Here is a 14,125-nt window from a genome sequence, read left to right on the forward strand (position 1 = left end):
AATAAGACTTTTATTAATATATGGCATAAATCATTATGGACAGTCATTGATCCTCGCATAATAACGAAATACCTACAGTGAAGGAATGATAAGGTCTACAAAATGAATCAGGCTTTAACTCAACTGAATGCCGCCGGAGCTTCCATTGCCAGTGACGAGGTAGTTGCTGCACAAATTCAATATTTAAAACAAGAACAGGCGTTAGGCGGTTATTGGTGTGCGCAACAACATCAAGCGCACTGGCAGCGACTTTATGAACTGATTGCGCAGTTGATCCAGGGACAGCCTCATAACGTTGCACTGGTCGAAAGCGCCACTCGCGCTATGATTAATGCTTTGTTAGCGATTCCATGGCAAACAGGAGACGAAATCATTGTCTCCGAATTCGAATACGGTGCCAACTACGTTGCGTTGTTACAGTTGGCCGAACGGTTTGAACTGACGGTTCGTGTGGTTGTGCCTAAAGAAGGTGTTCTCCACGCTGAAGATGTGGCGGATGCGGTTGGAGCAAAAACTCGAGCGGTAATGGTCACCTGGATCCCTGCTCACAATGGTGTGATTTGCCCAGCAGAAAAAATTGGTCAATTGCTGCAAGGTTTTCGGGGGTATTATATTGTCGATGCCTGTCAGGCGGTTGGGCAAATCCCGGTGGATGTGCGAAAACTGAATTGTGATTTTTTGGCAGCGACTGGGCGAAAGTTTTTGCGAGCTCCGCGGGGCAGTGGTTTTTTATTTGCATCGGATCGGGTACTTAATGATGGACTGTTTCCATTGGTGACCGATCATTTTGCCGCCAACCTTGAAAGTCGTACGACCTATTCTCTGCGTGATGATGCGCGGCGCTTCGAGCTGTGGGAAGCCAACTGGTCGGCACGTATGGGGTTGAAAGTGGCGGTAGAGCAGTTATTGGCAAATCAGGCTGCAATTTACTCCAAGCTTCAAGAAAACGCACAACAATTGCGACAAGTTTTATCAGAAACCCACGGCGTGGTGTTATCCGATAGTGGTGTTTCTTTGTCGGCCATTGTGACCTTTCGATCGGAACTAATACAAGCCCACGATTTGTATCAGGCGTTGTTGCAACGAGATATCATGACCAGTTTGGTGACGGCAGACTCTGGATTGTTGGATATGAGGCGTCGCAAATTGGAGCAACTTAATCGAGCATCGGCACATGTTTATAATAATGAGCAGGATTTTAAAAGACTGTCGTCCATGATCACTGCTATTATCCATGAAGCCATTACGAATTTAACTGATTGAATATAACCGTTAGTTCATAAAGGTCTGATTTCGCGACTGCGAATAATTCAATACAATAGTGTTTTCAGTTTATACTGCTTAATCTAACGTCATTACCCAGCAATGGGAGTCTTCCAGTCGATTAGCTGCTCTCTCAATGTTACTTGAGAGAGGCTAAAATTTATTTAAGAGATATCAATACACTATGCCCAATCAGAATAATTCATCCAATCCTAAAAAGAAGCGACCTCTATATATTCCTTATGCCGGACCCATTCTGTTGGAAACACCACTGCTCAACAAAGGCAGCGCGTTTACTGAGTACGAGCGACAAACGTTTAATCTAGAAGGTTTGTTACCCGCGAAAATTGAAACCATTGAAGATCAAGCCGCACGTTGTTATCAACAGCTGCAAGGGTTTTCCAACGATCTCGATAAACACATCTACTTGCGTAATATTCAAGACACCAATGAAACGGTGTTTTTTAAGCTGATTGTTGACCATATCGAAGAAGTCACACCGCTGATTTACACGCCAACCGTTGGTAAAGCTTGTCAGGACTTTTCGAAAATTTATCGGCGCAAGCGTGGTTTATTCATTTCTTATCCCGATCGTGATCGCATCGATGATATGTTGCAAAACGCGACCAAACACAATGTTAAAGTCATTGTTGTCACCGACAGTGAGCGTATCTTGGGGCTGGGCGATCAGGGCATTGGTGGCATGGGAATTCCCATTGGTAAATTATCCCTTTATACCGCCTGTGGTGGGATCAGTCCGGCTTATACACAGCCGATAACGTTGGATGTAGGGACCAATAACGAAGCGCTACTCAATGATCCTATGTATATGGGGTGGCGTCATAAGCGCATTACCGGAGAAGAGTATTACGAGTTTGTTGAGTGTTTTATTCAGGCCGTTAAACGACGTTGGCCAAATGCGTTGTTGCAGTTTGAAGATTTTGCTGCAACCAACGCCACACCCTTATTGGAAAAATACAGAGACCGTTTGTGTTGCTTTAATGATGATATCCAGGGAACCGCAGCCGTTACTGTTGGTACTTTGTTGGCGGCTTGCAAAAACCTTGGTCAGCAACTGAAAGATCAGCGCATTGTGTTTTTAGGAGCCGGTTCAGCCGGTTGTGGGATTGCCGAACAGATTATTGACTTGATGAAACGGGAAGGGCTTTCTGACGAAGAAGCGCGTTCGAGAATATCTCTGATTGATAGTCGTGGTTTGGTAACGGATGATTTGGAATATTTAAAACCTTTCCAAAAGCCGGTTGCACAAAAACGCTCAGCCACCGAAGGTTGGACACGTAATGACAATGACCGTGTTGATTTCTTTAATACCGTTAAGCACGCCAAACCGACCGTTCTGGTGGGAGTTTCCGGTCAGCCACAAGTGTTTAACGAAGACATTATTAAAATGATGTTGGAACATAGTGAGCGTCCTATTGTATTACCGTTGTCGAACCCGACATCGCAATGCGAAGCTTATCCGGCGGATGTTTTAAAATGGACGGATGGAAAAGCCATTGTCGCTACCGGGAGTCCTTTTGAACCGGTAGTGCTCAATGGTAAGCATTTTCCGATCGCCCAATGCAATAACGCTTATATCTTCCCGGGTGTCGGTCTCGGCGTACTGGCATCTAAAGCCAGTCGTGTGACTGAAAACATGTTAATGGCATCGAGTGAAGCGCTTGCTGAGTGTTCTGCAGAGTCTTCAGGCGATGCATTGTTACCACCGTTATCGGATATTCGTAACGTAAGTAAGAAAATTGCATTTGCGGTGGCGCGTCAAGCCATGAAAGATGATGTTGCGGTGACGATTTCGGATGAAGCTTTGCTGGAAAAAATTGAAGCGAATTTCTGGACACCGGAATATCGGGATTACCGACGTACTTCGTTTTAATTTTTGTTGGGTGGGTTGGCGATCGCTTATCCACCCAACTAAATTTTTCTTATAAATGCGGTTAACTTTTGGCTTTACGTCTTGCTTCAAAAGCAGCCATCTGTTCTGGTGTCGCATCGGTTTGAAATTTCTCTTTCCACTCGGAATAAGGCATGCCATAGACTTTTTCGCGCGCTTTTTCGTAATCAATTTCAACACCTCGCTCTTTTGCTTCTGCAACCATCCATTTTGCGAGACAGTTACGGCAAAAGTCAGCCAGTATCATTAATTCGATGTTTTGTACTTCTTTGTGATTGTCGAGGTGGCTCAGCAGTCGACGAAAGACAGCGGCTTCTATTTCGGTTTGCTTTTCCATATTGGGTTCTACTTTTAAATGATGTGTCGTTTAAATTGAGACCGGGCAGAGCCCGGTTTTTTTGGTGGGTTACGCTTAACCACACTTTACAAACACCAGAAAGTCTTTAAGGGATGGTGCTTGATAAGTTTTGGGTGAGAATTTATTCGGTACGACTGGTGACTTCCAATAAGTGAAATCCAAACTGAGTTTTCACTGGACCTTGTACGGTATTCACCGGGGCACTGAATACGACTTCGTCAAACTCTTTTACCATCTGGCCACGTCCAAATTCACCCAGGTCTCCACCGTTACGACCCGAAGGACAACTAGAGTATTGCTTTGCCATTTCAGCAAAGTCAGCACCATCGGCAATTTGTTGCTTTATATCGTTACACTGTTGTTCGGTATCTACCAATAAATGACGTGCAGTTGCGCGTACCATTGTTTTTCTCCAATTCGTATTTAAAAGTGAATGTTCGATTATAGCGGCTTTTTAAAGGCTTGTTGACCGGCTATCCAGGTTTCCAGTACTTCAACTTGCCACAAGGATTTTGGATCGATGTTAAAAATGTCGCGATCAACAAGAATAAAGTCAGCCCATTTTCCGGGTTCGAGCGATCCCAATGTGGCTTCTTGGTGAGCGGCATAAGCAGCATCCAACGTGAAAGATCGTAACGCTTCGGTGAGCGTCATACGCTCTTCAGGCTTCCAACCGCCTTCGGGCTGATTATGATGGTTTTGTCGGGTCACAGCAGCATGAATACCATGAAACGGATTGGCAAGTTCCACCGGAAAATCTGAGCCAGCGGCAATAATGGTGCCTTGATCGAGCAATGTACGCCAGGCGTAGGCGCCTTTTATACGGTTAGGGCCAACACGATCTTCCGCCATATTCATATCACTGGTCGCGTGTGTAGGTTGCATTGAAGCAATTAAGTTCAGTTGTTTTATTCGTTCCAAATCGTCTACCGCAACAACCTGGGTATGCTCGATACGATGTCGTAGTTTTTTGCCCAGGTTTTTCTGATAGGCGTGTTCAATTGCGTCCATCACCACACGGTTACCCAAATCACCAATCGCATGAATATTGGCCTGAAAATCGGCCGTTAATACCTGTTCCACCAGCTGGTTTAATTCACTTGGTGCTGTGACCAATAAGCCTTTGTGATCGGCCTGATCACTGTAAGGCTCAATTAAGGCTGCACCGCGACTGCCGAGTGCCCCATCGGCATAAAGCTTTACACTGCGAATCGAAAGCCGTTGGTCGGCATCAGCAATAGGGCCTTGTTTTAACCATTTAGGCAACTGTTGAGAACTTCCACTGAGCATGGCGTAAACACGCAATGGCAGTTGATTGTTTTTCATTCGCACTTGATAAAGTTGATAAAGATCATCACCAATTCCAGCGTCGTGTACACTGGTTATACCGAGTCGTAACAAGTGTTCGAAAGCTTTATCCAGAGCAAAGTTGTTCTCTAACGTGTTGGGTGGCGGCATTTTGTGAGTGACCAGCGATTCCGCATTATCAATGAGTACACCGGTGGGTTCGCCTTGTGCGTCTTTCAAGATCTGACCACCTTCCGGATCCGGCGTGTCTCGATTAATACCGGCAATCGCCAACGCTTTGCTGTTTACCCAGATGGCATGTCCGTCAATTCGGCTTAACACAATTGGCTTATTTAATTTCAAATTATCCAATGTTTGACGACTTGGAAACGATTTATTTGGCCAAAGTACCTGATTCCAGCCACGTCCTGTAATCCATTTTTGTTGTGGGTTTTTCCTTGCGTAATCAATTACTCGATTTACAGCCTCCTGCTCTGAGGCTGTGTCTCTTAAATCGACCATCGACAGACTGCGTCCGAGACCAAGAATATGACCATGCGCATCAATTAAGCCCGGTAACAGCGTTTTGCCTTCGCCGTTCAGCTTTGTCGCATCGGGAAACTTTTGTTTCGCTTGTTCAAGGTTACCTACAAACAACACCTTTCCGGCATCAAACACCAGAGCATCAAAAGATTTGAGTTGTGCGTTATTTCCCACTGGACCGGTGAGGGTGTAACCTTTTACATTGTGGAGCAGCTGGGGGGCTGCGTAGAGATTTAATGTGGACAGGCTGAAAAGTAAAAACAGTAAATATTTCATGGTGTTATTTATATTATTCAGAAACGGAAGAGGCTTGAGTGTAGCAGAATTTTCATTTCCATTAATACAAAGAGTGAAGAGTGAATGCTGAATATAAAAATAAAGCAATGGGTAGAAAGTCAGCTGGATGCGGCGATTGTTTCTGTATTCGTTGTTGGTGGCGGCTGTATCAATGAAGCCTACCGACTTAAGCTCGAAAATGGTACGGACTGCTTTTTAAAAACCAACAGCTGTGCGGGTTTATTTGTTTCAGAAGTAGCCGGCTTAAAGGCCATAAATCAGCAGGTTGAACAGTTTGCGCCTGCGGTTATTGCGTATAATGAACACGGTTTGCTGATGGAATTTTTACCACCAGCGGCAGTCAACGCTTATTTCTGGAAGCAGTTAGGTGAAAAGTTGGCAGAACTTCATGGCAAAACGCAATCATACTTTGGCTTTTTCATTGACAACTTTTGCGGTTCGACACCACAAATTAATACGCCTACGGACGATGGCGTTAGCTTTTTCGCCGAGCACCGATTGCTTTTTCAAGCCAGACGAGCGTTCAATTCTGGATTGCTGGATAAAAAAACACTGCAACAGGTGGAGCAAGTTTCTGCACGATTGGAATCCTTAGTCCCACCGCAACAGCCTGTGTTATTGCATGGCGATCTCTGGTCCGGTAATGTCATGTGTACTGAAGCGGGGGCTAAAATTATTGACCCAGCTTGTTACTACGGTTGGGCAGAAGCGGAACTCGCTATGACCACATTGTTTGGCGAATTCGACCAAGCTTTTTACCAAAGCTATCAATCCAACAGCTCAATCGCTGGCGATTGGCGCGAGCGAGCTGGACTGTACAATCTCTATCACCTGTTGAATCATCTGAACCTTTTTGGCGGCAGTTATTTATCCGGCGTTATAGAGCAGTTGCGAAAGTACCTCTAATTAACTGAAATTTATGCACTTTTTATAAAGTTGAGAAGCTTGGATAAAATTACTACCCTTAATTTGAAAAACTGAATTAAAATAGCCGGTTTACTGTTTCACTTTCTGCACGAGATTTTCCGTTGATGGATAGCAAATTAAAACTTCACGGTTTTAATAACCTTACCAAATCGCTCAGTTTCAATATTTACGACATCAATTACGCCAAAACACCGGAGCACTTGAAGGAGTATATTGACTACATTGATGATCAATACAATGCTAAGCGATTAACCAAAATACTTACCGATGTTACGGAAATCATTGGTGCGCATGTGTTGAATATTGCGCGGCAAGACTATGATCCGCATGGTGCATCCGTCACTATTTTGATTGCTGAACACGAAATCGAGCCTAAAGCGGAACAAATTGAAGAAGCACCAGGTCCATTGCCGGATTCTGTTGTTGCGCACCTCGATAAAAGTCACATTACTGTTCACACTTACCCTGAAAGCCATCCTGATGGCGGGATCAGCACTTTTCGAGCGGATATTGATGTGTCGACTTGTGGTGTTATTTCTCCTTTGAAAGCCTTGAATTATTTGATCCACAGTTTCGAATCGGATATTGTGGTAATGGACTATCGCGTACGTGGTTTTACCCGTGATGTTGATGGAACCAAGCACTATATTGATCATGAAATCAATTCGATTCAGAATTATTTATCGGAAGATACTCAAGATTTGTATCAGATGATCGATGTGAATGTTTATCAAGAAAATACCTTTCATACCAAAATGATCCGTAACGAACTGGATGTTGATGACTATTTATTTGGTGCGGGTGTGAGTGAGTTTAATGACGCTGAAATAAAGGAGATAAAGGAAAAAGTTGAGAGGGAGATGTTGGAGATTTTTTATTCTAAGAACATGCCGGATTGATTTTTGTTTTCCTTTTTATGAAAACCCGGCTTGCCGGGTTTTTTGTTGTGTTTTGATTTCTTTTTATAAGTTTTTTTCGCACGCAAGCGATAGCGGTGCGAAACTAAAAATAAAAAAATCAATTTAACAATCTAACGCCATTAAAATCCAATCCCCCAACACAACAAAAAGCGTGTTCCCCCTGCTTCAATACATCAAACATTTTTTCAGAAATCACACGCGCCTGTGAAACAGAAGTACACAATGCAAAACACGTAGGCCCCGAACCCGAAATAGAAAAAACCAAAGCGCCATTGTCTAAAGCTACTTGTTGAGCGTCTTCATATCCAGGTATGAGTTGCTTTCGATACGGTGTTATCACATCGTCTTTAAGCAATCGAATGACGTGCTCTTTATTTTGTCGATGGCAAGCGTTAATAAAACCACCCAGACGGGCTTGCATGGTAATCGCCGATTGCAGGTCGATTTGTTTCGGTAAAATTTCGCGCGCACTTTTGGTGGTAATTTCGATATCTGGAAAACAAAGTGCAAAATACACGTCTTCAAAAAATGGCAACGTGTGACAGCTTGGTGTGGTGTCTTCACAAATCAACTGCAACCCACCCAATAGACAAGGAGCGACGTTGTCGTAATGCACACCGCCGGAATTGCGCCCTTCAATTTGCGCGGCCCAGTCGACCAGCTGTTGTTGATTAAAGGGATTCTCATACCATTCGTTTAATCCAAAAAGCGTGGCAACAATAGACGAAGAACTGGAACCCAGGCCGCTACCAATGGGTAAGTTTTTCGATAAAACATAGTTTAATTTTTGTGGTTTAACGGTGAGTTGTTGATTAAAAAACTCAGCGGTTTTAATGATCAAGTTGTCTTTGTTTTGCGGTAAACGGTAAGCAAATTCACCGATGGCAGAATAACCTGCGGGCGATTGATCGCTTATGATTAACTCGTCGCCCAAAACGCGATCGTTGGTATGAAGCGCAGCGCCTAGTACATCGAAACCCACAATAAAGTTACCAATGGATGCGGGAGCAAAAACTTTAATTGATTTCATTTTATTTAAGCCACTACCGTTTGCAAAATATCGCCAAAAACACCAGCGGCCGTTACTTCGGCACCAGCGCCATAGCCGCGAATAACCATCGGCACTGGATGATATCGTTTGGTAGAAAATGAAAACGCATTTTCGCCGTCTCGTATTGCGTAAAGCGGATGTGATGCATCCACAGCAATCAGCTCTACTGCCATTTGCCCTTTTTCGTTAATGGTTCCTGCATAACGCAACACTTTACCTTCTTGCTTCGCTGAGCTTGCCTTGTCATGAAATGCTTCATCCAGTGTTGGTAATTGTCCCATAAACTCATCAATGGATGCGGCTTGTTCCAAATCTGGCGTGAGAAGTGGCGTAATGTTTACGTCTTTCAGTTCAACTTGCGAGCCAAACTCGCGAGCAATAATTAATAATTTTCTGGCCACATCCATTCCCGATAGATCATCTCGTGGATCCGGTTCGGTATAACCTTTTTGTTTCGCTTCATTGACCGCTTGCGATAAACTTAAACCATCTTCCAGCCGCCCCATAATGTAAGATAATGATCCTGATAAAATACCGCTAAAGGTTAACAGTCGATCACCACTGCGTACTTGATTTTGAATATTGGCAATGATGGGTAATCCTGCACCTACATTGGTTTCGTATCCAAACTGGCGCAGCGAATGCTGCGCACTTTCACGCAGTTTTCGATAGTATTCAATGCTCGATGTGTTGGCTTTTTTATTGGCTGCAACGACATGCATTCCCTGGTTAAAAAGATCCATATAGCGCTCTGCCAGTTGATCATTACTGGTACAGTCCACAAACACTGGGTTAAGCGGACATTCTTGTAATAATAACGCACTGAGCTCTTCGATGTTGGACGGTAAGCCACTTTGCTCCAGTTGCTTGCGCCAGTCATCCAGCGCCAGCCCACCAGGTTGCCACAATAATTTTTTCGAGTTGGCAATGCCAACAACACGAAGGTCGATGCGCTGTTGCAATAGCTCCTGTTGTTGTTGATGAATTTGTTCCAGCAGTTCACCACCAATAGTACCAATACCGTAAAGGATCACTGAAATAACACGGGGACATTCAAAAAAGTGCTCGTAAGTTTTGCATAGAGCAACATCGGCTTTCGCTTGGCGGATGACTGCGGAAATGGAGCGCTCCGAAGAGTCTTGGGCAATCGCCACAATATTCACGCTGGCGGTTGCGAGTGCGGAAAAAAGCTTAGCGGCAATGCCGTGTGTTTGTTTCATATGATCGCCTACCACAGTGATCGAACAAAGTTCATCACGCACTTCCACTTCATTGACTTGTTGATGTTTTATTTCTAGAGCAAATTCTTTGTTCAAGGCGCGTCGTGCCTTTTCAGCTTCACTTGCCTTAACGCAAAAAGAAATGGAGTATTCTGATGATGACTGAGAGATCAGTACGATAGAGATGTTTTTGCGACTGATGCAGTTGAACACCCTTTCGGCAAGTCCGGCATGACCTTTTAAGTTCACGCCGGATAAGTTGATCATGGCCAGATTGTCGAGCATCGTAATACCGGCAATATTGGATTTTGCCGGCGCACTTTGTTCTGTGATTAACGTTCCTGGCTGATCGGGGGCAAACGTATTTTTAATTAATGTTGGAATTTTGTGACTGGCGATGGGGGCGATAGTCTTTGGATGCAATACCTTGGCGCCAAAAAAAGACAGTTCCATGGCTTCTTTATAACTGAGTTGAGGAATCACTTGCGACTGTTTTACCCGATTGGGGTCGGCGTTGTAAATACCCTCCACATCGCTCCATATTTGCAATTCGTCGGCATTGACCCCAGCCGCGTAAATCGCAGCTGATAAATCGGAACCGTTGCGTCCTAATAGAGTTAGTTGACCGTCTTCGTTCGAAGCGATAAATCCTGGAGCAACGTAAATATGCTCAATTTGGCTACGCAATGGTTTAATCAGTGGAGCACTGGCTTCTTCATCGTATTGACCTTCAAGCAAAGCGCCTTCCGTTTTTATATAGTCTTGCGAATTGAGTAGGACGACTTTATCAGTACGATTTTTTTCGACTAAATGTGCGCATAACGCGTGATAAAACAATTGAGCCGCGAGGTTTTCACCTTGCGCCATAACGCGGGCTTGTGTGCGAAGGTTCGCATCTTTCACCAGAGCAATCCCTTGTAGCAGCTGGAGCAGTTCATCCAACAGCCAATGACATTGAGTTTTACACTCACTAAAGTCATAACCCGTAAATTGTTGTTGTAACTCGATCAATCGTTTTTCATGATTTTGAGTGATGATCTGAAAGTCTTTTTCAATGTTTTCGCCACACAGAGCTTGTGAAAGTGCTTCTTGCAGTAAATTGGTAATACCCCCAAGCGCTGAAACGACCACAACACCTCGTGTCGTTGTCAATTGCTCGCCACTAATGACACAACAACGAACAAACAACTCTAGAGGCTTCAGTGATGAGCCGCCGAACTTCAGCACTTTCATGTATTATGTCTCCGATGATTAATGTGTATACCCGTGGGTAGAGTTGATGTGTGTTCTTCGGATGTAGCTGGCTTAAGATGGGTAAAGCCCATCTTTTTAAAACAAATGGGTTTTAACCATCCTACAGCCGTACATACTGCATCAACTCAATGAATAATTGCAATGTTCAGGCCATTAGGTCAACTGACAAATATCACCGAATAGCATATCCTAACCTCCTAACGAATAGGAAAGGCGAGAAAAAATGAATAAAGCCCTGTTAATACTGATAATCACTATCAGCAACTTATTGCCGGCAAAACAGGTGATTCATGCCGGACGTTTTATCGATACCGAAAATGGGAAAGTACAACAAGAGGTGTCCATCGTTATTGAAGGTAAGCGCATTGTGGATGTGCAAGCGGGATATATTCCAGGCGAAAAAATCATCGACCTAAAAGATTCTACCGTCATGCCTGGCTTAATGGATATGCATACCCATTTAATGTGGGAGATTACACCCGAATCCTACAGTGAAAAGTTTTTCCACGAAGAATCCTATTACGCGATTCGTGGAACAGTCAATGCGCAAAAAACATTGGCCGCTGGATTTACAACGGTACGTGATTTGGGAGGCGATCCTCGAGTCACTCGTGAATTGAGCAAAGCGATTGAAAGTGGTTTTATTCCAGGCCCGAGAATGTTTAACGCAGGCAAAAGCATCAGTACTACTGGCGGTCATGTGGATCCAACGAACGGATTAAAAGATGAATTAATGAAAGACCCAGGGCCGAAAGAAGGAGTGATAAACGGTCCCATCGACGCTTACAAAGCAGTACGGCAGCGCTACAAAGAAGGTGCGAATGTGATCAAGCTGGCAGTAACCGGTGGGGTACTGAGTCTGGCCAAAAGTGGTGATAACCCACAGTTTAATGATGAAGAACTCAAAGCTATTATGGCTGCTGCTAAGGATTATAATTTTGTGGTTGCCGTTCACGCACATGGCGTCGAAGGTATGAAACGTGCGATTCGCGCTGGTGTGCACTCCGTAGAACATGGCACTTATATGGATGCGGAAGCCATGAAGCTCATGCGTAAGCACGGTACTTTTTATGTGCCCACAATAACGGCCGGAAAATGGGTCGAGCAAGAGGCTGACAACTATCCGCCTGTGGTGCAACCAAAAGCAAAAGCAGTAGGGCCGCAAATACAACAAACCTTTGCCAAAGCCGTAAAAGCGAAGTTAAAAATCGCGTTTGGCACCGACGCTGGTGTGTTTCCTCACGGGTTAAATGCACGCGAATTTCAATACATGGTGGAAGCGGGCATGTCACCTATGGCAGCCTTACAGTCGGCAACCATTGAAAGTGCCAAGTTGTTACGTATTGATGATGAACTGGGTTCGATATCATCAGGAAAGTTAGCGGATATTATTGCAGTGAAAGGTGACCCATTGAGCGATATTTCGTTGATGGAGCAGGTGAGCTTTGTGATGAAAGAAGGGGTGATTTATAAACAGAATTAAAGAATCAATTGCGGCGCTAATCATCGCGCCGCGATAAAACGACTAACCCAACTGCTCCAAAATGACCTCTGCGGTACTCACCTCAAACTGTTTGGGCTGTTCAACATTTAAATGCGTTACGACGCCATCCTCTACAATCATAGAGTATCGCTTTGAGCGAAGGCCGCCAAAGTCTCCGGTTTCCATTTCTAACCCAATGGCTTTGGTAAAGGCACCGCCACCGTCTGCTAACATCATAATATCTTCCGCGTTGCTGGCTTCCCCCCAAGCTTTCATAACAAAGGAGTCGTTCACCGATAAGCAGATGATGCTATCAACGCCTTTTGCTTTGATTTTATCGGCATTCACCACAAATCCTGGCAAATGCGCCTGCGAACAAGTCGGTGTAAATGCGCCAGGTACTGCGAATAAAACGACTTTTTTAGCGTCAAAAAGTTCTGCTGTAGTTGGGTTGGAAGCACCATCGGCGGTTAAAAGTTGAAATGAAACGGAAGGTAATTTGTCGCTAACTTTAATCATAAATTCACCTGTATATGTTGAGCTTCAATGAGTAGAGTGGGCATAGTAGTCGTATCTTTGTTATTTGGCAAAAAATACCCAGAATTTCGAAACATCACATAATAAAACTGACCGTTCGAGCCCGGAGTTTTTTGATTGTTCCGGGCCCAATAGTATTGCGACTTTATTGTTGGTAAACAACGGCTTTCGCAGTCAACTTTTGCAATCCTGTTTCATCGGTTGCGCAGTTTAGTAAGTCTTTTTTCTCAAAGACATACACTTTATCGTTTCCGTCACGGGAGTTTTCAAAAATCAAAGTGACGTGTTCATCGCGTGAGAGTGACCTTAATGATGCGTTATAATCGCACAAGGCAATAAGTGTTTCTTTCACAAGGTTTTGCTTTTTTTCTTGGTACACTTTGTTGCGTTGTTCACGATATTTATTCATTTTTTCTTTGTAAGCATTCATTTGCGCTTTGCTTTTCTCAATCTGTTTTTCCAGCTCTGTACGACGTTTTTCCAATGCTTTGCGCTCTTCTTTATCGGCACGCATTCTTTCGCGCTCTACTTCTCGTAGTTCACGTAAGTGATCGCGATATTGCTCTTTGTTTTCACGCATTTGTTCGCGCATTTTTTCGAGCTCTTCGCGCATTTTCTCGTTGGTTTCTGAATGCTGGCTGTAAAACTCGGCCATACCATCAGCAACTTCTGCTTCCATTTCGGCAACGGCTTCGGGTGGTAAAACCGGAGCAACGGCGGGAATGACTTCTTGCACGTAAGACAGTGCACTTTCGCCCATGGCTTCGCCCCAAGCTTCCCAGTCCCCTTCAAATGTAGGTACTCGAAGCATGCTGCTGGAATGAATCGTAAACACCATGCCCTGTTTGGCGAGGTAACGGGCATCAACCCGATTGTTGTAACGGTTACCATTACCGATGGATGTTTCAATGATGCGCTTCATGATGCGCATGTCTTTGTTGATGTTAGTGAAGTCCGCAGCGGAAACCAGCGAAACCGCACCGATCAATCCGAATACGAGTGTTGACTTTATGTTCATAAAAATACCTCCCAAAATAGAGCTGGAAAACCTTTAACAATGTTTGCGACTGAAA

General features: G+C 44.2%; 12 protein-coding genes. 5 read left to right on the plus strand and 7 right to left on the minus strand.

Annotated features, from left to right (window positions below; genetic code table 11):
• Positions 1-102: 102 nt before the first annotated feature.
• Together ACTUJY_RS15960 and ACTUJY_RS15965 are read left to right on the plus strand one after the other, a co-directional pair.
• A complete protein-coding gene (locus tag ACTUJY_RS15960) occupies positions 103-1,263 on the plus strand; it encodes an aminotransferase class V-fold PLP-dependent enzyme (protein WP_463617114.1) in 1,161 nt (386 codons plus the stop codon).
• A gap of 184 nt (positions 1,264-1,447) precedes the next feature.
• Entirely contained in the window at positions 1,448-3,157 is a 1,710-nt protein-coding gene (locus tag ACTUJY_RS15965) for an NAD-dependent malic enzyme (RefSeq protein ID WP_463617115.1), read from the plus strand.
• Between the two features lie 61 nt (positions 3,158-3,218).
• Here ACTUJY_RS15965 and ACTUJY_RS15970 read toward each other — a convergent pair whose 3' ends face one another.
• The 3 genes from ACTUJY_RS15970 to ACTUJY_RS15980 form a co-directional block, all read right to left on the minus strand.
• Positions 3,219-3,512: a DUF1244 domain-containing protein gene (locus tag ACTUJY_RS15970; protein ID WP_463617116.1), complete on the minus strand. Its 294-nt coding sequence runs from the start codon at positions 3,510-3,512 to the stop codon at positions 3,219-3,221.
• Between the two features lie 142 nt (positions 3,513-3,654).
• A complete protein-coding gene (locus ACTUJY_RS15975; protein WP_463617117.1) occupies positions 3,655-3,936 on the minus strand; it encodes a peptidylprolyl isomerase in 282 nt (93 codons plus the stop codon).
• Between the two features lie 38 nt (positions 3,937-3,974).
• A complete protein-coding gene (locus ACTUJY_RS15980; protein WP_463617118.1) occupies positions 3,975-5,639 on the minus strand; it encodes an amidohydrolase in 1,665 nt (554 codons plus the stop codon).
• An 84-nt stretch (positions 5,640-5,723) separates the two neighbouring features.
• Between ACTUJY_RS15980 and ACTUJY_RS15985 the strand changes: the two genes are divergently transcribed.
• Positions 5,724-6,566: a fructosamine kinase family protein gene (locus ACTUJY_RS15985; RefSeq protein ID WP_463617119.1), complete on the plus strand. Its 843-nt coding sequence runs from the start codon at positions 5,724-5,726 to the stop codon at positions 6,564-6,566.
• Positions 6,567-6,691: 125 nt separating this feature from the next.
• Positions 6,692-7,486, plus strand: a complete 795-nt coding sequence (gene speD / locus ACTUJY_RS15990) for an adenosylmethionine decarboxylase (RefSeq protein ID WP_463617120.1) — start codon at positions 6,692-6,694, stop codon at positions 7,484-7,486.
• A 118-nt stretch (positions 7,487-7,604) separates the two neighbouring features.
• Here the strand turns inward: speD and thrB are convergent, their stop codons facing one another.
• Both thrB and thrA read right to left on the minus strand, forming a co-directional pair.
• On the minus strand, positions 7,605-8,537 hold the full coding sequence (gene thrB, locus ACTUJY_RS15995; protein WP_463617121.1) for a homoserine kinase: 933 nt from the start codon (positions 8,535-8,537) through the stop codon (positions 7,605-7,607).
• A 5-nt stretch (positions 8,538-8,542) separates the two neighbouring features.
• On the minus strand, positions 8,543-11,011 hold the full coding sequence (gene thrA, locus ACTUJY_RS16000; RefSeq protein WP_463617122.1) for a bifunctional aspartate kinase/homoserine dehydrogenase I: 2,469 nt from the start codon (positions 11,009-11,011) through the stop codon (positions 8,543-8,545).
• A gap of 244 nt (positions 11,012-11,255) precedes the next feature.
• Here thrA and ACTUJY_RS16005 point away from each other — a divergent pair, with 244 nt between their 5' ends.
• Complete coding sequence (locus ACTUJY_RS16005) at positions 11,256-12,515, plus strand: metal-dependent hydrolase family protein (RefSeq protein ID WP_463617123.1); 1,260 nt, start codon at positions 11,256-11,258, stop codon at positions 12,513-12,515.
• A 42-nt stretch (positions 12,516-12,557) separates the two neighbouring features.
• On the opposite strand, the gene ACTUJY_RS16010 is transcribed toward ACTUJY_RS16005, so the two are convergent.
• Positions 12,558-13,034: a redoxin family protein gene (locus tag ACTUJY_RS16010; protein WP_463617124.1), complete on the minus strand. Its 477-nt coding sequence runs from the start codon at positions 13,032-13,034 to the stop codon at positions 12,558-12,560.
• A gap of 163 nt (positions 13,035-13,197) precedes the next feature.
• Complete coding sequence (locus ACTUJY_RS16015) at positions 13,198-14,070, minus strand: hypothetical protein (protein WP_463617125.1); 873 nt, start codon at positions 14,068-14,070, stop codon at positions 13,198-13,200.
• Between the last annotated feature and the right edge of the window lie 55 nt (positions 14,071-14,125).

This window comes from Pleionea sp. WD8-19 (genome assembly GCF_055326765.1).